The following is a 20605-nucleotide window of genomic DNA, read 5'->3' on the forward strand; positions in this document are numbered from 1 at the left end:
CACGGATATTTGAACAAAGTCTGAAAGGCATCTCGATGAGCATCCTCGTTAACAAAGACACCAAGGTTATCACGCAAGGCATGACCGGCAACACCGGCACCTTCCACACGCAGGCCGCGCTCGATTACGGAACGCAGATGGTCGGCGGTGTGACCCCCGGCAAGGGCGGCACCACCCATATCGGCCTGCCGCAGTTCAACACCGTAGCCGAAGCCAAGGCCGCGACCGGCGCGACTGCGAGCTGCATCTACGTCCCGCCGCCGTTCGCCGCTGACGCGATCTGCGAAGCGATCGATGCCGAGATCGAGCTCATCATCTGCATCACCGAAGGCATTCCGGTGCTCGACATGGTCCGCGCCAAGCGCGCGCTTTCGGGTTCCAAGTCGCGCCTGATCGGCCCCAATTGCCCCGGCGTGCTGACGCCCAACGAATGCAAGATCGGCATCATGCCGGCCAATATCTTCAAGAAGGGCAGCGTCGGCATCGTCAGCCGTTCCGGCACGCTCACCTATGAAGCCGTGCACCAGACCACGATGGCTGGCCTCGGCCAGACCACCGCTGTCGGCATCGGCGGCGATCCGGTCAACGGCACCAACTTCATCGACATGCTCGACCTGTTCCTTGATGATCCGGAAACGGAAAGCATCATCATGATCGGCGAAATCGGCGGCAGCGCCGAAGAAGAAGCCGCCGCCTTCATCAAGGCCGAACGCGCCAAGGGCCGCGCCAAGCCGATGGTGGGCTTCATCGCCGGCCTCACCGCCCCTCCGGGCCGCCGCATGGGCCACGCTGGCGCCATCGTTTCTGGCGGTCAGGGCGGCGCGCAGGACAAGATTTCCGCGATGGAAGATGCGGGCATCCGCGTCAGCCCCTCGCCTTCGGAACTCGGCACCACGCTCGCCGCGATGCTGAAAGAGATGGCCTGACAGCCGTATTGAATATCGGCCCTCCGCATTAGCGGGGGGCCATCCTTCCTCCTCCCCAGGAGTCCCCCGATGGGCAACGAACCGCAGAACTTCATTCCCGCCTTCTCCGATCAGGAAGGCCCGCAGCCCGGCCCTTCGTGGGAAAAGCGCGGCTGGCTCGATGCGATTTCGGACAGCGCGTCCGATCTTGTCGCGGCGATGGACCCGACCGAGATGAAGCTTGCGGTGGCCAAGGCGGCCAAGGATGCGGGCAAGGCGATGGACCCCAAGGCCATCGAAAAAGCCGCTGCACTCTCCATCGCGGCGATGACGCTGGTGCGCCTGTATCGTGTGCGCGGGCACATGGCCGCCGACCTCGATCCGCTGGGCCTGTCGGACCGCGAAGGGCCGGAAGACCTGACGCTGGCATGGCACGGGCTGGCCGGCAAGGAGACCGAGGATGTCTATGTCGGCGGTGTGCTCGGCATGGAATGGACCACGGTGGCCAAGCTCCACCAGCGCCTGCGCGAGGTCTATTGCGGCAAGGTCGGCCTTGAATACATGCACATCGCCGACACCGCAGAGCGCCGCTTCCTGCAGGACAAGTTCGAAAGCCCGGGCGACACGATCCAGTTTACCCCCGAAGGCAAGAAGGCGATCCTTGCCGCCGTGCTGCGCGGGGAACAATATGAGGAATTCCTCGGCAAGAAATATGTCGGCACCAAGCGGTTCGGCCTTGATGGCGGGGAATCGATGATCCCGGCGCTCGAAGCCGTGATTAAGCATGGCGGCTCGTCAGGCGTGCGCGAGATCATCTACGGCATGGCCCACCGCGGCCGGTTGAACGTGCTCGCCAATGTGATGGCCAAACCCTACCGCGTGATCTTCCACGAGTTTTCAGGCGGCTCGGCCAACCCCGATGATGTCGGCGGATCGGGCGATGTGAAATATCACCTCGGCACCAGCACCGACCGCGAATTTGACGGGATTTCGGTGCACATGAGCCTTGTGCCCAACCCCAGCCACCTTGAAGCGGTGAACCCGGTGGTGCTGGGCAAAAGCCGCGCGCAGCAGGCGATCCGCGATGATCTGGGGAACAAGGATCAGGTGCTCCCCGTGCTGATCCACGGCGATGCCGCCTTTGCGGGTCAGGGCGTGGTGTGGGAAAGCCTCTCGCTCTCGGGCGTGCCGGGTTACGATACCGGGGGCTGCATCCACTTCATCATCAACAACCAGATCGGCTTTACCACCTCGCCGAAATTCGCGCGGTCGTCGCCCTACCCCAGCGATGTCGCCAAGGGCGTGATGGCGCCGATCCTGCATGTGAACGGCGATGATCCGGAAGCGGTGACCTTCGCCTGCAAGCTCGCGGTCGAATATCGCCAGACCTTCCACCGCGACGTGGTGATCGACATGTGGTGCTATCGCCGCTTCGGCCACAACGAGGGCGACGAGCCCAAGTTCACCCAGCCGCTGATGTATGACAAGATCCGCGCCCATCCCAAGGTCTCGACAATCTACGAAGGCCGGTTGGTCGAAGAAGGCGTGGTCCAGCCCGGCACCCGCGCGGCGATGGCGGATGAATTCGTCCGCCTGCTCGAAGAGGAATTCGAGGCGGGCAAGAGCTACAAGCCCAACGAAGCCGACTGGTTCGGCGGGCGCTGGGCGGGGCTGAACAAGCCGGCCGACCCGGAAACCTCGCGCCGCAATGTCGACACCGCAATCGAAGCCAAGGCGTTCGATTCGCTCGGCCGCGTGCTGACCGAGGTTCCCGGCGATCTCGATGTGCACAAGACACTGGACCGCGTGCTCGCCGCCAAGCGCGAGATGTTCCAGACCGGCGAAGGCTTCGACTGGGCCACCGGCGAAGCGCTCGCCTTTGGTAGCCTCGTGATGGAAGGTTACGGCGTGCGCCTGTCCGGGCAGGATTCCGGGCGCGGCACCTTCAGCCAGCGCCACGCCGTGTGGGTCGACCAGAAGACAGAACGCAAGCATGTGCCGCTCAGCACCCTGCCCCACGGCAAGTTCGAAGTGCATGATTCTACCCTGTCGGAATATGCCTTGCTCGGCTTCGAATACGGGTTTGCGATGGCCGATCCGCGCACGCTGGTGCTGTGGGAAGCGCAGTTCGGCGATTTCGCCAATGGCGCGCAGATCATGATCGACCAGTTCATTGCCAGCGGCGAGGCCAAGTGGCTGCGCGCCAACGGTCTGGTGATGCTACTGCCGCATGGTTACGAAGGGCAGGGGCCGGAACATTCCTCCGCGCGGCTCGAACGCTTCCTGCAATTGTGCGCCAACGACAATATCCAGGTCTGCAACATCACCACCCCGGCCAATTATTTCCACGCCCTGCGCCGGCAGATGCTGCGGCCGTTCCGCAAGCCGCTGGTCATCATGAGCCCCAAGTCGCTGCTGCGCCACCCGCTGGCCAAGAGCGCGCGGGCCGATTTCCTCGGGGATTCGCAGTTCAAGCGGATCCTGTCGGACACCACCGAGATTGCCGATGACACGGTGCGGCGCGTGGTGCTGTGTTCGGGCAAGGTAGCCTATGACCTGATGGAAGCGCGCGACGCCGCCGGGATCAAAGACGTGTCGATCATCCGGATCGAACAGCTCTATCCCTTCCCCGGCGATCCGCTGGCGCTGCGGCTGGGCCGCATGGCCAACCTCGAAGACGTGGTCTGGTGTCAGGAAGAACCCAGGAACAATGGTTCGTGGTTCTTCGTCCAGAACCAGGTCGAGGATGCGCTGACCGCCGCCGGGCATCAGGGCAAGCGCCCGATCTATGCCGGGCGCGAAGCCGCCGCCTCGCCCGCCACCGGGCTCGCCAGCCGCCACAAGGCCCAGCAGGAAGCGCTGATCGCCGAGGCGCTGGGGCTGTAACCGGATAGCAAACCATACACCGTTCGTGTCGAGCGAAGTCGAGACACCCCGCATGAATGGTTCTCGACTTCGCTCGAACCGAACGGAATAGAATTCAGGACTCAGGAACCCGCTCACATGGCCACCGAAATCACAGTCCCCGCTCTGGGCGAATCCGTTACCGAAGGCACCATCGCCGAATGGCTCAAGCAGCCCGGCGATGCGGTCGCCGCAGACGAGCCGATTTGCAGCCTCGAAACCGACAAGGTCGCGGTTGACGTGCCATCGCCCGTCGCTGGCGTCATGTCCGAACATCGCGTCGCGGTGGGCGATAATGTCGAGGTCGGCGCGGTGATCGCCGTGATCGAGGAAGGCGCGACGGCGTCTGCGTCCTCGCCCGCCCCCGCTGCCGCCAAGGCCGACAGCGCGCCGCCTGCCGCACCTGCCGCGACCGAGGAGCTGCTCGCCGCTGCGCAGACCATGTCGCCCGCGGTGCGCCGCGCGGTGCTGGAACACGGGGTCGATCCGTCCACCATCAAGGGCACCGGCAAGGATGGCCGCCTGACCAAGGAAGATGTGCTCGCCGCCGCCGAAGCCCGGGCGAAAGGCCCCGCGACCCCGGCACCCACTCCGGCCCCCGCGCCCACCGCAGCCCCCGCACAGGCCAGCGGCGCGCGCGGCGAAGAGCGCGTCAAGATGACCCGCATGCGCCAGACCATTGCCAAGCGTTTGAAGTCTGCGCAGGACAATGCCGCCCTGCTCACCACCTTCAATGATTGCGACATGACTGAGGTCATGGAAGCGCGCGACAAGTACAAGGACCTGTTCGCAAAGAAGCACGACATCCGCCTCGGCTTCATGGGCTTCTTCGCCAAGGCTGCCTGCCTCGCACTGAAGGACGTGCCGAGCGTCAACGCCTACATCGAAGGCGATGAGATCATCTATCACGATTACGTCGATATCTCGGTCGCGGTGTCTGCGCCCAACGGCCTCGTCGTCCCCGTCATCCGCGATGCGGACAAGAAGGGCTTTGCCCGGATCGAACAGGACATCGCCGATTTCGGCAAGCGCGCCAAGGAAGGCACGCTCAAGATGGAAGACATGACCGGCGGCACCTTCACCATCTCCAACGGCGGCGTGTTCGGCTCGCTGATGTCGACACCGATCATCAACCCGCCGCAAAGCGCGGTGCTGGGCCTCCACCGCATCGAGGATCGCCCGGTTGTGCGCAACGGCGAGATCGTGATCCGCCCGATGATGTATCTCGCCCTGTCCTACGACCACCGCCTGATCGACGGACGCGAGGCGGTGACCGCGCTCAAGATCATCAAGGACGCGATCGAGGATCCCACTCGGATGCTGATTGATTTGTAAGTTTACGCAAGTGCTCGTCACCCCGGCGCCAAAGAACCTTGGGGCCGGGGCCCAGAGCGGCACATCCTGTCCCCGGAGGCCCTGGATCCCGGCCTTCGCCGGGATGACGGAGAAGAAAAATGGCTGAGAATTACGATTACGACGTCCTCATCATCGGTGCAGGCCCCGGCGGCTATGTCGCGGCGATCCGTGCGGCGCAGCTCGGGCTGAAGACCGCCTGCGTCGAGAGCCGCGCCACGCTCGGCGGCACCTGTCTCAATGTCGGGTGCATTCCATCCAAGGCGCTGCTGCACGGTTCGGAACTGTTCGACGAAGCGCAGAACGGCCACTTCGCCACCTGGGGCATCACCGCCACCCCGATGCTCGATCTGGCCAAGATGATGGCCGAAAAGACCAAGGCTGTGGGCGAGCTGACCGGCGGGATCGAATTCCTGTTCAAGAAAAACAAGGTCACCTGGCTGAAAGGCCATGCGGCTTTCGAAGACGCGCACACGGTCAAGGTCGGCGATGACACCGTCACCGCCAAGGACATCGTGATCGCCACCGGGTCGAGCGTCACCCCGCTCCCCGGTGTCACCGTCGATAATGCAGGCAAACGGATCGTGGACTCGACCGGCGCGCTCGACCTCGACGAAGTGCCCGAACATCTCGTGGTGATCGGCGGCGGGGTGATCGGGCTGGAACTCGGCTCGGTGTGGCGGCGTCTCGGCGCGAAGGTCACCGTGGTCGAATTCCTCGATCAATTGCTCCCCGGCCTCGATGGCGATGTGCGCAAGGAAGCGGGCAAGATCTTCAAGAAGCAGGGCATGAATATGATGCTCGGCCACAAGGTCACCGGCGCGAAAGTGGATGGCAAGAAAGTCACCCTGACGATCGAGAAAGCCGCAGGCGGGGACGAACAGACGCTCGACGCCAGCCACGTGCTGGTCGCCATCGGTCGCCGCCCCAACACCGAAGGGCTGGCGCTGGACAAGGCGGGGCTTAGCGTCAACGCGCGCGGGCAGGTCGAGATCGAGCATGATTTCCGCACCGCCGTGCCCAATATCTGGGGCATTGGCGACGTCGTCCCCGGCCCGATGCTCGCGCACAAGGCCGAGGATGAAGGCATCGCGGTGGCCGAAAATATCGCCGGGCAGACCGGTATCGTGAACCATGATGTGATCCCCAACGTCGTCTACACCGCGCCCGAAATCGCCGGTGTCGGCATCACCGAGGAACAGGCCAAGGAACGCGGGCTTGCCGTGAAGATCGGCAAGTTCCCGATGATGGCCAACAGCCGCGCCAAGGCCAACCGCGACACCGACGGTTTCGTCAAAGTCATTGCTGACGCAGAAACCGACCGCGTGCTGGGCGTGTGGATCATCGCCAGCCTTGCAGGCACGATGATCGCCGAAGCTTGCGTGGCGATGGAATTCGGCGCGACGTCCGAAGACATCGCCTACACCTGCCACGCCCACCCCACCCACGCCGAAGCGCTGAAGGAAGCGGCCATGGCGGTGACGGGCAAGCCGATCCATATGTGAATTGCCCCCTCTCCCGGCTTTGCCTAAAGCGCACAGCCGAGAGGGGAAATCACACATGGCCTATCCGCAACTGACCGACAAACCCGGCGCGCTCGCCACTGCGGCGGCGATTCGCGAAGGGCGGCGCAGCGTTGCCCAAACGGTCGATGCGGCGATCGTTCGGATCGAGCAGCTCGATTCCAGCGTCGATGCGCTCGCCGTTCCCGATTTCGAGCGGGCTTATGAGACCGCCAAGGCGATGGACACCGCTGGCCCCGGCCGCGACCAGCCCTTGTTCGGCGTGCCGATGACGATCAAGGAAAGCTTTGACGTTGCGGGCCTGCCGACCACTTTCGGCCACGCTGCCTATCGCGACACTCTCGCCCCGCGCGACGCGCTGCTGGTTCGGCGCCTGAAGGCGGCGGGCGCGGTGATCATCGGCAAGACCAACGTGCCGGTGGACCTCACCGACTGGCAGAGTTTCAATCCGGTCTATGGCCGCACGTCAAACCCGCATGATCCCGCGCGTTCGCCCGGTGGATCGTCGGGCGGCAGCGCGGCCGCCGTGGCAAGCGGGATGGTGGCCTGCGACTACGGCACCGACATCGGCGGATCGGTGCGCGTGCCGGCGCATTTCTGCGGCGTGTGGGGGCACAAGACGTCGCATGGCCTGATCTCCAAGCGGGGGCATGATCACCCCGCCATGTCGCGCGCGAAGGGCTTCATCGCCGCGCATGACAGCCCGCTCAGCATCGCCGGGCCGCTGGCGCGCAATGCCGCCGATCTGGCCGTGCTGACCGAGATCGGCGCAGATGTGCCGCTTCGCCGCCATGCAAAGCCGCTGAAGGACTGCCGCTTGCTGGCGATCACGCAATTGCACGGCGCACCGGTCGATGCCAGCGTGATGGAGCCAACCGAAGCCGCGCTTGCAACCCTTGCCCGCGCGGGCATCGCCATCGACCGGGCGAGCGACCTGCTGCCTGACACAGCGCAGCAATATCGCCACTATCTCAAGATGATGAACATCGTCATGGCGCGCGGTGCCCCTGCCCCCGATGGCAAGCGCGCTTCGGCGACCGACTGGTTCGACCTGCTCGACGCGCAGGCCGCAGCCATCGCCCAGTGGGACGCATTGTTCGAAACCTACGACTTCGTGCTCGCCCCGCCCGCCCCGGTGCTGGCCGTGCCGCACAGCGACAAGGCAGTGTTCCGCGGCACGATCACCATCAACGGCGTGGAGGAACCGGGCGGCAATGCGCTGGCCTGGGCCGGGATCGCGACCTTCCCGAACCTGCCCGCCACGGTCCTGCCGATTGGCAGCGGCACCTATCTTGGCAGCACCCTGCCGTGCGGAATGCAGGTGATCGGCCCGCGTCTGGCCGATCTGGATTGCATCGCGGCGGCAGAGGCGATCGGGAACATCTTGCACCGCTGACCCGGCTTCGCCATGGCGCGGAACATGGCCCGCAAACCGTTCATGCTCACGCTTGCCCGATGGCACATCTGGCTTGGCTGGCTGGTGGGCGTGCCGATCGCGGCATGGCTCGCCACCGGCCTGTTCATGACCTTGCGCCCGATCGAGGAGGTGCGGGGCGACCATCTGCGCAGCCAGACGCCAGCACAGCCGCTGGTGATCGAGGGCAGCACACTCGCCGCGCCTGACGCGGGCCTCAGGGACATGCGAGTCACCATGCAACAGGGCCGTGCCGTGGCGATCCTTACCGGGCTGGACGGCAGCGTGCGACGGGTGGATTTTGCCAGCGGCACGCCCCTCCCCCCGCTTGATGCCGCCGCCGCGCGCGCAATCGTGGCTTCCCGCATCACCGGCGGCGAGAATGTGCGCAAGCTGACGCTGTTTGCGGCTGAGGATGCCCCTTTCGATTTCCGCCGACCGCTGGCGGCATGGCAGGTCGTGCTGGAGGATGGCACCCACATCTATGTCGGGCGCGATACCGGCGAGATCGAGGCGGTGCGCACCCGCTGGTGGCGCTGGTTCGATTTCGCCTGGGGGCTGCACATCATGGACCTGTCGGAACGCGAGGATACCAGTCATCCGCTGCTGATCGGCTTCGCCGCGCTGTCGCTGATCGGCGCGCTGATCGGCTGCGTATTGATGTTCCGCCGGCGCCGTGCGCGGCCAGCCGGGCCGCCCGCGCCATGACCCCGGCTGTTCTCACCCCGATCCTCGACTGGCTCGACCTTGCCGGCATTGCGGTCTTCGCCCTGTCAGGCGCGGTGCTGGCGGCGCGGCTGCGGCAGACCTTCGTGACGATGGCCTTCTTTGCGCTGGTAACGGGTGTCGGCGGCGGAACGGTGCGCGACCTGTTGATCCGCGCACCAGTGTTCTGGATCGACGATCCGTGGGTTGCCGCCGTCTGCCTTGCCACCGCGCTGATCGCGTGGTTCACCCCGGTCAGGCTGTGGGAGGGCAAGGGCTTTGCCTATGCCGATGGCGCGGGGCTAGCGGCTTATGCCGTGCTCGGCAGCGCCAAGGCGCTGGCCTATGGCGTCCCGCCCATTCCGGCGGCGCTGATGGGGGTGATTACCGGCTGCGTCGGCGGGATCATCCGCGATGTGGTGGCGGGCCGCCCTTCGATCATCATGAGCCCCGAACTTTACGTCACCCCCGCCGCGCTGACTGCGGGGCTGACAGTGGCGGGGATGCTGGCCGCACCGCTGGCGGGCTTCGACAAGCAATGGGCGTGGGGCGCAGGCTTTGCCTGTGGCTTTGCCCTGCGCGCCGCCGCAATCCGCTGGGAATGGGGCCTGCCAAGCTATGGCGGCAAGCCGGAAACCTAAAGCGCTTTTCAAGCCGGGTGGAACACCCGGCGACCCGGAAAACGCGGCAAACCAGACACCTGGAGCGGATGATCCGATGCCACCGGATCAACTGTTCTAGCCGCCGATATCACCATCGATCGTGTCGGGGATTGCCTCTCCGGGGATCGGCCCGCCGGGATAGGCCGGCATCCGATCCGTCACGAACGGAGCCTGAGCCGGACGCGCCGCGGCGAAGCTCTCGGGCGCGGCAAGGCTTTCGGGCGGGGCTGCCTGCGGGGCTGCCATGCCGCCCATCGCCAGCCGCGCATCGGCATAGCGCGTATCGCTCCACTGCCCGTCAGCCCGGGCCGCATAGATGGTCGCCGGCGCGCCGCGCCAATCGCCATCGCGCTGGCCGCTGTCTGAAAAGCCGCCGTTGAAATCGACCCCGTCGATCCGCCCGTCATTGCCGATCCGGCACTGGAAGGGCGAGCCGTTGAACAGCGCGCCGCTGACCATCCAGCCACGTCCCGTGCGCTCGACATTATCGACGCTGTCGACCCGCACATCGCGCTCGATCCGGGTCAGGCACTGATCCACGGCACTTTCCAGCCCGGAGGCGCCAGTGCTGCGCCGTTCGACCCGGCGATCATCGAAGCGGCGATCATCATCGCGGCGGTCGCGCAGATTGTCGTCACGCACCACCACCACATCGCGGTCGCGCTGGCGGCGGTTGTTGGAATTGGCGATGGCAATTGCCCCGCCAATGATGGCCGCGCCAATCAGCACATCTCCCCCGCCAATGCGGTTGCGGCGCCAGCCGCCGCCCCATCCGCCGCCCCAGCCCCGGCGGCCCCAGCTACGGCAGCGCCAGCCCCGGCAGCGCCAGTCGGCAGTGTCGGCAGCAGGATCGAAACGGCTGTGATCAAAGACCCCGGCATAGGTGCCCGCAGATGCAGGCGTGGCGGGCAATTCGGCAGCGCGCGCCGGTGCAGGCGCAAGCACGGTGGTCAAAGCAAGCGCGCCAGCGAGTGCCAGCGCAGGAATATGAAGAGCCATTGACGCTCCCTCCTTACTACAGCGAGCGCCCACCAAACGCCCTGATGCCTGACAGACTAGACGGTTCAGGCTTTCATCTGCCTGAACCGCCGAAACCTTGCGAGCCTGCAGGATTACCGCAGGCCGCGGATGCCGTCAAAATCGATCCGCGGTGCGCCGCGTCCATCAAGGCGGCAGGTGAACCGGCCGCGGTCGAAATCACGCCCGCGAAAGCCGCGCTGGCCTTCCACCTGGATCCGGCCACGGATCCGGAAGCCGGAGCGCGTGCGGTCAACATCGCGGATGTCGGTCACGTCGGCAAAACGGTAGCCGCCAAAGCGCCGGGCCTGATTTTCGGCGGCGCGCACGCAACGCTGTACTGCGCCGCGCGATCCGCCGCGAAAACCATCACCGCGCCAGCCGCGCCGGTCGCCGCGATCCCAGCGGCCGCGGTCACCATCAAAGGCGCCCGCCAGCGCCGCAATGCCGCCGATCACCACCGTACCGGCGATGATCTCGCCTGCGCCGATCCCGCCGCGATCGCGGCGGTCATCAGCCATTGCCGGGGTTGCCGAAGCGAAAGCCAGCGCGCCCGCCGCGAAGGTGCCGAGCGTGGTTCGGGCCAGTCTCGTGGGGAAGGTGGTCATGGGTCTTGTCCTCGCTTGGCACCGGGGCGGGATAGCCCCGGTGTTGAAGCCAAGATGGACGATTCGCGCTGAGACGAAGCTGAATTGCGATGACAGGGTTTGTTAATCTAAAGTGCTGCTGGGATGAACGGACGCACTCAGCCTTCGAGCGCCGCCAGCACATCGCGGGTGAAGGCGGCGATATCGAAACGGGCACCGACCGGATCTTCGCCCCGGCGCACGATCACCACGTTGCGGGACGGGACGATCACGACATATTGCCCGCGATTGCCGAAGGCGGCGAAGGTATCGGACGGCACGCCTTCGGACTTGTTCATCAACCAGAATCCCGCGCCATATCCGAACGGCCCATCGGGCTGCGGGCCGCTGGGAGTGGAGACGTAGTCCACCCATCCTTCGGGGAGGATGCGGGTGCCGTTCCAGACGCCATCCTGCAGATGCAACTGCCCCATCTTTACCAGATCACGCGCCGTGGTCCACGCTTGGCTCGACAGGATATATTGCCCGCGCCAGTCTGCTTCGGCAACAGTGTGCGTCATACCGAGCTTCGCGAATAATGCAGCCGGCGGGTTGGCTTGGAGGCTAGGCATGATGGCCTGGACTGCAGCGAGCGTATCGTTGTTTGCGTAGCGATAGGTAGAACCCGGCTCGTTGATCAGCGGCCAATGGATGGCCCGCTCCCGAACCCCTGCCCCGCCCCAATAGATCGGGTCGGTGCGGTTTCCCGCCGTATCGGAATATCGCCCGGACGCCATCCGCAGGAGGTGATCGATCGTGATGGCGCGGCGGGGATCACCTCGCGTGTAGCCAAGTCCCGCCGACGCGTTCACATCGGCCTCGCCCCGCTGCACCGCCGCTCCGATCAGAGTTGCGGCGATGCTCTTGGCAACGGACCATGTGCGTTGCGGGGTCGCGGGGTCAAAGCCATTGGTGTAGCGTTCACCCACGATTCCGCCATCGCGCTGGACCAGCACCGCTGTAGTGCGAGCGTTGGCTCCATAGCTGCCTTCAAAAGCGCCCTCGAAGGTCTCCACCAACTCCTGTGGCGGAGCAGTCACGCGCGCCACGGCTCGTTCTCGGCTCGAAGGCCGATTTGCCGGGCGACCATAGAATTCAGGCGGGCCGCCAATGGGATTGAGCGCGCAGCCTTTGTCGTTGTCGAGATGAATGGCGGAGCGCGGAAACATTCCATCGGCCCATGAGACGGAGACGCGCTCCACCGTACCGTTGTCGTGACGCACGACATCATAGGCCAGATCGCGCACCAATTCATCAAGCGGTGCCTGAATGCCTGCCAATTCCCACTGCGCGACACTCTCGGGCGTGCGGGTGGTGCCATTGGCCTCGGCATTGGCAATCGCGCTGCACAGGAACAGCGCCTTGTATCCCGCCGCCAGCGCACGGTCGTAGCGGGCGTCGAGCGCCTCCTGCTGGGTCTGGGAGAAGGCCGGTGCGGCGGCGAGCAGCAGCGCGGTAGCTGCAAGAGCGTTGCGGATCATGGGGCGCAACCTAAAGCGCGCGCATCAAAAGAAAAGAGGGGCCAAAAGGAAAGGGCCGGAAGCGTTCCCGCCCCGGCCCTGTCTTGTCCTGTTGCGCTCCTGCAAAAGCAGGAACGCATGGGTTCCTGCCTTCGCAGGAACGCACGCAACTGAATTACGCGTCTTCGTATTCGTCTTCCGACTGCACCGGGCCGGAATCCTGACCGCGGGCGCTTTCATCGCGGTCGACCAGCTCGATGATCGCCATCTGCACGGCGTCACCAGCGCGAACACCGGCGCGCAGCACGCGGGTGTAGCCGCCTTCGCGGTCGGAATAACGCTCACCAAGAACTTCAAACAGCTTCTTCAGCTGCGCTTCGTCGCCCAGACGGGCCATCGCCAAACGGCGGTTCGACAAGCCGCCGCGCTTGGCCAGCGTGATCAGCTTTTCGATGTAGGGGCGCAGTTCCTTCGCCTTGGGCAGCGTGGTCTTGATCTGCTCGTGCTTGATCAGCGCGGCGGCCATGTTGCGGAACAGGGCGGTGCGGTGACCCGACTTGCGGCCCAGCTTGCGGCCCGAAATACCATGACGCATATTCTTTACTCCGTTCGAAAAGGGCCCGTGTCAGGTAGCCCAGTGCCGGTGGCCATTGTGGGCCGCCACCTTCGCCCAAAGTGTAAGCCCCTGCTTTCGCAGGGGCTTACAGATCGCTTAGCCCAAAAGCTCCTGCTCAAGCTTCTTGGCCATTTCCTCGATGTTCTCAGGCGGCCAGCCCGGAATATCCATGCCGAGACGCAGGCCCATGCTGGACAGCACTTCCTTGATCTCGTTCAAGGACTTGCGACCGAAATTCGGCGTGCGCAGCATCTCGGCTTCGGTCTTCTGGACCAGATCGCCGATATAGATGATGTTGTCGTTCTTGAGGCAGTTGGCCGAACGCACCGACAATTCCAGCTCGTCGACCTTCTTGAGGAGGTAGCGGTTAAGCTGGTTGGCGTCGCTTTCTTCCGGCTGCACGGCATGGCCGATCATCGCGCTTTGCGGCTGCGGGATGCCGTCCTCGAAGTGGACGAACAGGGTCAGCTGATCCTGCAGGATGCGCGCGGCATAGGCCACGGCATCTTCGGGGGTGACGGTGCCATCGGTTTCGACCGTGAGGCTGAGCTTGTCGTAGTCAAGCTCCTGCCCGACGCGGGCATTCTCGACCTTGTAGCTCACCTGACGGACAGGCGAATAGAGCGAGTCGACCGGAATAAGGCCGATCGGCGCATCGACCGGGCGGTTCTGGACGGCGGGCGAGTAACCCTTTCCGGTGTCGGCGGTCAGCTCCATGTTGAGCGTCGCGCCTTCATCGAGCTGGCAGATCACCAGATCCTTGTTCATGACCTCGATATCGCCGGTCACGGCAATATCACCGGCCTTGACTTCGCCCGGCCCGGTTGCCGAAAGCTGCAGCCGCTTGGGGCCTTCGCCTTCCATCTTGAGCGCGATCTGCTTCACGTTGAGGACGATATCGGTCACGTCTTCGCGCACGCCGGCAAGCGACGAGAATTCGTGCAGCACGTTCTCGATCTTGATCGAGGTGATCGCCGCGCCCTGCAGGCTGGAGAGCAGCACCCGCCGCAGCGCGTTGCCGAGAGTCAGGCCAAAGCCGCGCTCAAGCGGTTCGGCGACAAAGGTCACCTTGCGCTGACGATCGCCGCCATCCTTGATTTCGAGGGTGTTGGGTTTCTTGAGTTCCTGCCAGTTCTTCGTGTTGACGGACATGGATTTCCCCTAATTCGCCCTTGGCGGGCGGTTCAAATTCTGGGCGGGCCGGATGCTCTGCGAGGCGACGCGGCACCGGACCCGTTCGGGCAGCGACGGCAAGGATTGCCGCCGCCATCCCGGCGGATCAGACGCGGCGACGCTTGGACGGACGAACCCCGTTGTGCGGGATCGGCGTCACGTCACGGATCGAAGTGATGTTGAAGCCCACGGCGGCAAGACCGCGCAGCGCGCTTTCGCGACCCGAACCCGGGCCCTTCACTTCGACTTCGAGCGTACGCACACCATGTTCGGCTGCCTTCTTGCCGGCATCATCGGCGGCAACCTGCGCAGCATAGGGAGTCGACTTACGGCTACCCTTGAACCCCATCATCCCGGCGCTGGACCAGCTGATCGCATTGCCCTGTGCATCGGTGATGGTGATCATGGTGTTGTTGAAGCTGGCGTTGATATGGGCAACGCCGCTGCTGATGTTCTTCTTGTCACGGCGCCGGATACGGCCTGGTTCGCGTGCCATCGTTAAATGTCCTTTAGCTCGTCAGAAGGAAAAAGCAGGCAGATGCCAGCTTACTTCTTCTTGCCCGCGATGGGCTTGGCCTTGCCCTTGCGGGTGCGGGCATTGGTGTGAGTGCGCTGGCCGCGAACGGGCAGACCGGCACGATGGCGAAGGCCGCGATAGGCACGCAGATCCATCAGGCGCTTGATGTTCATCGCGGTGCCGCGACGAAGATCGCCTTCGACGGTATGGTCTGCATCGATCGTTTCACGGATCCGCAGCACTTCCTCGTCGGTGAGGTCCTGCACACGCGCGCTGTGCGCAATGCCGAGCTTGTCGGCGATCTTCACAGCCGTGGTGCGACCGATACCGTGAATATAGGTGAGCGCGATGATCACGCGCTTGTTGGTGGGGATATTGACCCCGGCAATACGAGCCACTTATTTCTCCATGCTCCACAGGGTCTGGCAAACCATACAGCCCACCCCCCTATCTCAACGCTTATTCACCGACTTGCCCGGCTGCCGCGGCTGCCTACCTGATGGCAGATACGCAAACGGCAAAAGTCCGGTCGGCACGCGCAAAGGCTGTGCCTGCCGAACTTGGTTCGAGCATGTCGAATGAGCGGCGCGCATAGGATGATTCGGCGACCGGGTCAACAGCCCGCCGCGCGCTACGCCGGATGATCCGGATAATTACGGGTCTCTCTTGCTGAACCAGCCCTGCCGCCGCGGTCAAGGCAGCGATGGCCGGTCATCCCCCGTCCGGATGGCTGATCTGCTCAGGGCTTGTCCTCATCCGCGAGGTCGCCGAACACATCATCGACCGATGGTACCCTGATACCCTCAGGTTTGCCACCATCGGGTTTGCCAGCACCGGGTTCGCCGGCATCCGGTTCAACCTGCAAGGCGGCGCTGGCATCGTCGGCCAACAGGGCCGCGCTTTTAGTGGCGGTCACCACCGGGCCAAGCAATCCGGCCAGTGCGGTAAGCTGCGCGCCCATCACCCCGTCCACCGCCTTGGATATCACCGGCACCTCGTAACGCATCGAACCGCCGACATTATACTCCCACACGATCCGGGTGCCTTGCGGGGCCTCGCTGATGGCAATGGTCAGGATGCCTGTAACAGGCTCGCTCTGGAGCGGGCCGAGTGCGCCCTGCATCCGCAGCGCCCGTTGGGGAGAGGCCTGGATCACACGCATATGCTCGACACTGCCTTCGAGGGTGAAGCCACCCGGTTCGTCAACCTCGGGAATCTTTTCGCAAAAGCACCCGCCAGCCTGCGGGGTGAGCGTGAGATTGGCCGCATCGCCCGACCAGGTGTGTTCCGCCCGCCACCAGCCCGCCGGCGAGATCAGCGCGAGCCACACCTCTGTGGGTGTGGCCGAAACCACCGCCTCGTGACGCGAGACAAAGCCGTTGTCGCTACTGCCGGTGACATCGGCAGCGGCCGGTGCTCCGCTCACCAGCGCAAGCGCCGCAGCGCCAATCGGCAGACGGATTTTCGGCATCGTGGCAAGCTCCCTTGTATGAGAGGTGCTCTAGGCCAAACGCCGCAAGGGTGAAAGAGCGGAGCCTCAGCTGCGCAAAATGGCGTCGATCGCGTCGGCCACCGCATCGATCGCGGCCATGCCATCAACCCGGCTGACAATGCCGCGCGCTTCGTAACCCGGCAGGATCGGCGCGGTCTTGGCGCGATATTCCTGCATCCGCATCCGCACGGTTTCCTCGTTGTCATCCGGTCGGCGCTTGAATTCCGTGCTGCCGCATGAATCGCACACGCCCGGATTGGACGGTGGGTTGGCGGTGTCATGATACAGCGCGCCGCACTTGGCGCAGGAGAACCGCCCGGTGATGCGTTCGACCAGCGCATCCTCATCGACTTCCAGCTCGATCACATGAGCCAACGACCGGCCATTGCGGGCAAGGATCGCATCGAGCGCGTCGGCCTGGGGTGCAGTGCGCGGATAGCCATCGAAGATCGCGCCGGTCTCTGGCCCCATCGCGGCGAGTTCGGCATCGATCAGATCGGAGACGATTTCGTCCGAGACCAGCTCGCCCCGCTCCATCACTTCCTTGGCCTTCAATCCGACCGGGGTCCCGGCCTTGACCGCAGCACGCAGCATGTCGCCGGTCGAAAGCTGGCGCATGCCATGGCGTTCGACCAGACCGGCGCTCTGCGTGCCCTTGCCGGCACCGGGAGGGCCTAGAAGAATGATGTTCACGAACCGTCCCCCATTATCGCCGCCGGTCGTTGCCAACGGTTTGCTTTCAGACTTGCGGGTTCAACCAAGCGCGGCCTCGCGTCAAGCAGACTTGTGTCTGATATCAGCGCATCCGGCCCTTGAGCTTCGCCTTCTTGATGAGATCGCCATATTGGTGGGCGAGCAGGTGCGACTGGACCTGGCTGATCGTGTCGACCGTGACGTTGACAACAATCAGCAGGCTGGTGCCGCCCAGAAACAAAGGAATGCCGGTCTGGGCGATCATGTATTCCGGAATGACACAGACCAGCGTCAGGTAGATCGCGCCGACCACCGTGATGCGGGTGAGGACATATTCAAGATAATCCGCGGTCCGCTTGCCCGGCCGGATGCCGGGAATGAACCCGCCGTTCTTCTTGAGGTTATCCGCCGTCTCCTCGGGGTTGAACACCACCGCCGTGTAGAAGAAGCAGAAAAAGATGATCCCGATCGCATAAAGCGCCATGTAGATTGGCTGGCCATGGGCGAGATACTGGTTGAGCGAGACGATGGCGTTGCCAAAGGTGCTGTCGCCATCGACCGAGGTGCCCGCGAATTGCGAAATCGTCAGCGGCAGCAGCAGCAGCGAACTGGCGAAGATCGGCGGGATCACGCCTGCGGTATTGATCTTGAGCGGCAGGTGCGAACGATCCGCCTGCATCATGCCGCGCTGGGTCGCGCGCTTGGGATACTGGATCAGCAACCGGCGCTGTGCGCGCTCCATGAACGAGATCAGCAGGATCAGGATCACCACCATCGCAATGAAGCCGATGATGATGGTCGGTGCGATCGATCCGGTGCGCCCACCTTCGAACAGGTTGGTGGCAAAGGTCGGGAACTGCGCGACAATGCCGGCCATGATGATCAGCGACACGCCATTGCCGATCCCGCGGCTGGTGATCTGCTCGCCCAGCCACAGCAGGAACATGGTCCCCCCGACAAGGTTGATCACCGCGACAATGCGGAACATGTAGCCGGGGTTGACCACCGCCTGCAGCCCGCTTTGCGCGCCGAAACTTTCGAGGCCCACGGCGAGGAAATAGCCCTGGATCGCGCACAGGAACACCGTGCCATAGCGGGTGTACTGGTTGAGCTTCTGCCGCCCCGACGCGCCTTCCTTTTTCAGCGCAGACAGCGTGGGATGCAGCGCCGAGGCCATCTGCACCACGATCGAGGCGGTGATATAGGGCATCACGCCAAGCGCAATGAGGCTCATGCGTTCAAGGCTGCCACCCGAAAAGGTGTTGAACAGGTCGAGGATGCCGCCGCGGGTCTGGTCATACAGCTCGCTGAGGATCAGCGGGTTGACGCCCGGCAGCGGGACAAAGCTGAGGAACCGGAAAACGATCAGCGCCCCGATGGTGAACCAGATGCGCTGCCGCAGCTCGGTCGCCTTGGCAAAATTGCCGAGGTTGAGGTTGCTCGCGATATTGTCGGCGCGTGATGCCATGTCGTCTCGTCGATCCTAGCTCTTGGTCCCGGCTCGGTGCCTGTATGGCACCATCATCGCGGAACATCCCTTGCACGCCGTATCGAAACCACTGGGCCCTTCCGGAAAAGAACCAGCCAATGCGCGCGAGAGCTTAAATAGGAAGCGCGGGGGCTCTTGTCGAACCCCCGCGCATCGCCTTTTGTCGATTACTTCGCGCGTGCTGCCTTATTGGCCTCGCGGCGGGCAAGCTTTTTCTCATGCTCGGGCACCGGAGCCGGAGCCACGTCAACCTTGCCGCCGGCCTTTTCGACCACCGCGATGGCGCCCTTGGTCGCGCCGGTCACGGCGATGGTCGCCTTGGCGGTGAAATCACCCTTGCCAAGCAGACGCACGCCATCCTTGCCGCCGCGCACCAGACCCGCCGCACGCAGCGCTTCCTCGGTGATGGTGGCCTTGGCATCGAGCTTGCCGGCGTCGATGAACTTCTGGATCATGCCAACATTCACTTCGGCATAATCCTTGCCGAAGGGGTTGTTGAAGCCGCGCTTCGGCAGGCGCATGTGAAGCGGCATCTGGCCGCCTTCAAAGCCCTTTACGGCAACGCCCGAACGGCTCTTCTGGCCCTTCTGACCGCGTGCCGAGGTCTTGCCCTTGCCCGAGCCGATACCGCGGCCCACGCGGATCCGGCCCTTGCGGGCGCCGGCATTGTCGCGGATGTCATTCAGTTTCATGTGTCTGCACTCGCTTTCGCTTTTGTCGCGCTGGAAAATGGCAAGGCCCCGACGCTGCGGGGCCCGCCGGATACTTAGTCGATCACCTGCACCAGATGCGGGATCTTGGCGATCGCGCCGCGCACTTCAGGGGTATCCTGACGCTCGACGATCTTGTGCATCTTGTTGAGGCCCAGACCGATAAGGATCTGGCGCTGGCTGGCGGGACGACGGATCGGCGAACCGACCTGCTTGATCTTGATGGTTGCCATCTGTCGTTACTCCACGATCGCAGCGGCGTCGGCTTCCGCCTCGGCTGCACTCGATCCGCCGCGACCAAGCAGGTCTGCAACCTTCTTGCCGCGACGCTGGGCGACCGACTTCGGCGAAGTCTGCTCGGTCAGCGCGTCGAAGGTGGCGCGGATCATGTTATAGGGGTTCGACGTGCCGACCGACTTGGTCACCACGTCGGCGACGCCGAGGCTTTCAAACACAGCGCGCATCGGACCACCGGCGATGATGCCGGTGCCCGGAGGCGCCGTGCGCAAGGTCACCTTGCCCGCGCCGAAACGGCCATTGCCGTCATGGTGCAGGGTGCGGCCTTCCTTGAGCGGGACGCGGATCATCTTCTTGCGTGCGGCAGCGGTTGCCTTGGTGATGGCTTCCGGCACTTCGCGCGCCTTGCCGTGGCCAAAGCCGACGCGGCCCTGGCCATCGCCAACCACGACCAGCGCTGCAAAGCCGAAGCGCTTGCCGCCCTTCACGGTCTTGGAGACGCGGTTGATGTGCACCAGCTTTTCGATGATGCCGTCATCTTCTTCTTCGCGCTTGCCACGGTTGTTGTCGCGGCCTCCGCGACCCCGACCACGGTCCCCGCCTTCGCGGTTTCCGCCGCGGCCACGACCACGGCCCTGACGCGGAGCGCCATCTTCGGCCTGCGCCGGAGACTGGGTTTCGGCAGCTTCCGAAGGCGTGGTGGCCACTGCGGGCACCTCGGCCGGGGTTTCGGTGTTCTCGGTGTTTGCGTTGTCAGCCATCATCAGAACTCCAGCCCGCCTTCGCGGGCGGCATCGGCCAGCGCCTTGACGCGGCCATGGAACAGGAACCCGCCGCGATCGAACACGACCGTGGTCACGCCCGCCTGCTTGGCGGCTTCGGCGATCTGCTTGCCGACCTCGGCAGCAGCCACGATATTCGCGCCGCTGTTGCTGACGCCCAGCGTCGAAGCGGCGGCCACGGTGCGGCCGGCAGCATCGTCGATGATCTGCGCATAGATGTGACGACCGGTGCGGTGCACCGAGAGCCGCGGCTTGCCGCCGGCACGCGCGCGGAGCGCAGTGCGGACGCGGCGGCGACGGCGTTCGAACAGGGAAAGCTTTGCCATC

Annotated in this window: 21 protein-coding genes; 7 read left to right on the forward strand and 14 right to left on the reverse strand. The window is 64.4% G+C overall.

From position 1 onward, the window contains the following. Positions 1 to 35 precede the first annotated feature (35 nt). The 7 genes from sucD (at position 36) to BUA05_RS10870 (ending at position 9445) form a co-directional block, all read left to right on the forward strand. On the forward strand, positions 36 to 926 hold the full coding sequence (gene sucD / locus BUA05_RS10840; protein ID WP_072675031.1) for a succinate--CoA ligase subunit alpha: 891 nt from the start codon (positions 36 to 38) through the stop codon (positions 924 to 926). Between the two features lie 69 nt (positions 927 to 995). Beyond that, on the forward strand, positions 996 to 3791 hold the full coding sequence (locus BUA05_RS10845) for a 2-oxoglutarate dehydrogenase E1 component (RefSeq protein ID WP_072675032.1): 2796 nt from the start codon (positions 996 to 998) through the stop codon (positions 3789 to 3791). Positions 3792 to 3908: 117 nt separating this feature from the next. Beyond that, on the forward strand, positions 3909 to 5144 hold the full coding sequence (gene odhB / locus BUA05_RS10850) for a 2-oxoglutarate dehydrogenase complex dihydrolipoyllysine-residue succinyltransferase (protein WP_072675033.1): 1236 nt from the start codon (positions 3909 to 3911) through the stop codon (positions 5142 to 5144). Between the two features lie 119 nt (positions 5145 to 5263). Further along, positions 5264 to 6667, forward strand: a complete 1404-nt coding sequence (gene lpdA, locus BUA05_RS10855) for a dihydrolipoyl dehydrogenase (protein ID WP_072675034.1) — start codon at positions 5264 to 5266, stop codon at positions 6665 to 6667. Between the two features lie 55 nt (positions 6668 to 6722). Then, positions 6723 to 8081: an amidase family protein gene (locus BUA05_RS10860; RefSeq protein WP_072675035.1), complete on the forward strand. Its 1359-nt coding sequence runs from the start codon at positions 6723 to 6725 to the stop codon at positions 8079 to 8081. Positions 8082 to 8105: 24 nt separating this feature from the next. Continuing rightward, complete coding sequence (locus tag BUA05_RS10865) at positions 8106 to 8807, forward strand: PepSY domain-containing protein (RefSeq protein ID WP_072675079.1); 702 nt, start codon at positions 8106 to 8108, stop codon at positions 8805 to 8807. Beyond that, a complete protein-coding gene (locus tag BUA05_RS10870; RefSeq protein WP_072675036.1) occupies positions 8804 to 9445 on the forward strand; it encodes a trimeric intracellular cation channel family protein in 642 nt (213 codons plus the stop codon). Before BUA05_RS10865 ends, BUA05_RS10870 begins: the two co-directional genes overlap by 4 nt. A 96-nt stretch (positions 9446 to 9541) precedes the next feature. Here the strand turns inward: BUA05_RS10870 and BUA05_RS10875 are convergent, their stop codons facing one another. The 14 genes from BUA05_RS10875 to rplR all read right to left on the reverse strand — a co-directional run bounded on the left by BUA05_RS10875 (position 9542) and on the right by rplR (position 20604). Further along, complete coding sequence (locus BUA05_RS10875) at positions 9542 to 10465, reverse strand: hypothetical protein (RefSeq protein ID WP_072675037.1); 924 nt, start codon at positions 10463 to 10465, stop codon at positions 9542 to 9544. 113 nt (positions 10466 to 10578) lie between these two features. Continuing rightward, positions 10579 to 11091 (reverse strand): hypothetical protein, encoded by a 513-nt coding sequence (locus tag BUA05_RS10880; protein ID WP_072675038.1) that lies wholly within the window; start codon positions 11089 to 11091, stop codon positions 10579 to 10581. A gap of 137 nt (positions 11092 to 11228) precedes the next feature. After that, the gene (locus BUA05_RS10885) at positions 11229 to 12590 is read right to left on the reverse strand and encodes a serine hydrolase domain-containing protein (protein ID WP_072675039.1); all 1362 of its coding nucleotides are present in this window, start codon (positions 12588 to 12590) and stop codon (positions 11229 to 11231) included. Between the two features lie 154 nt (positions 12591 to 12744). After that, positions 12745 to 13164, reverse strand: coding sequence for a 50S ribosomal protein L17 (gene rplQ, locus BUA05_RS10890; protein WP_072675040.1), 420 nt, complete (start codon positions 13162 to 13164; stop codon positions 12745 to 12747). Between the two features lie 117 nt (positions 13165 to 13281). Continuing rightward, a complete protein-coding gene (locus BUA05_RS10895) occupies positions 13282 to 14337 on the reverse strand; it encodes a DNA-directed RNA polymerase subunit alpha (protein ID WP_072675041.1) in 1056 nt (351 codons plus the stop codon). 127 nt (positions 14338 to 14464) lie between these two features. Further along, positions 14465 to 14854, reverse strand: a complete 390-nt coding sequence (gene rpsK / locus BUA05_RS10900; RefSeq protein ID WP_068352863.1) for a 30S ribosomal protein S11 — start codon at positions 14852 to 14854, stop codon at positions 14465 to 14467. Positions 14855 to 14904: 50 nt separating this feature from the next. Continuing rightward, entirely contained in the window at positions 14905 to 15273 is a 369-nt protein-coding gene (gene rpsM / locus BUA05_RS10905) for a 30S ribosomal protein S13 (protein ID WP_072675042.1), read from the reverse strand. Between the two features lie 341 nt (positions 15274 to 15614). Continuing rightward, entirely contained in the window at positions 15615 to 16346 is a 732-nt protein-coding gene (locus tag BUA05_RS10910) for an SRPBCC family protein (protein WP_072675043.1), read from the reverse strand. 66 nt (positions 16347 to 16412) lie between these two features. Then, a complete protein-coding gene (locus BUA05_RS10915) occupies positions 16413 to 17060 on the reverse strand; it encodes an adenylate kinase (protein ID WP_072675080.1) in 648 nt (215 codons plus the stop codon). Positions 17061 to 17163: 103 nt separating this feature from the next. Then, on the reverse strand, positions 17164 to 18528 hold the full coding sequence (gene secY / locus BUA05_RS10920; RefSeq protein WP_072675044.1) for a preprotein translocase subunit SecY: 1365 nt from the start codon (positions 18526 to 18528) through the stop codon (positions 17164 to 17166). A gap of 188 nt (positions 18529 to 18716) precedes the next feature. Next, entirely contained in the window at positions 18717 to 19241 is a 525-nt protein-coding gene (gene rplO, locus BUA05_RS10925; RefSeq protein ID WP_072675045.1) for a 50S ribosomal protein L15, read from the reverse strand. 74 nt (positions 19242 to 19315) lie between these two features. Then, positions 19316 to 19492, reverse strand: coding sequence for a 50S ribosomal protein L30 (gene rpmD, locus BUA05_RS10930; protein WP_072675046.1), 177 nt, complete (start codon positions 19490 to 19492; stop codon positions 19316 to 19318). A gap of 6 nt (positions 19493 to 19498) precedes the next feature. Continuing rightward, the gene (gene rpsE / locus BUA05_RS10935) at positions 19499 to 20260 is read right to left on the reverse strand and encodes a 30S ribosomal protein S5 (protein WP_086616560.1); all 762 of its coding nucleotides are present in this window, start codon (positions 20258 to 20260) and stop codon (positions 19499 to 19501) included. Continuing rightward, entirely contained in the window at positions 20260 to 20604 is a 345-nt protein-coding gene (gene rplR / locus BUA05_RS10940; RefSeq protein ID WP_072675047.1) for a 50S ribosomal protein L18, read from the reverse strand. The genes rpsE and rplR overlap by 1 nt, the downstream gene beginning before the upstream one ends. Position 20605 lies beyond the last annotated feature (1 nt).

The sequence above is a fragment of the Erythrobacter sanguineus genome (assembly GCF_900143235.1).
GTDB lineage: Bacteria > Pseudomonadota > Alphaproteobacteria > Sphingomonadales > Sphingomonadaceae > Erythrobacter > Erythrobacter sanguineus.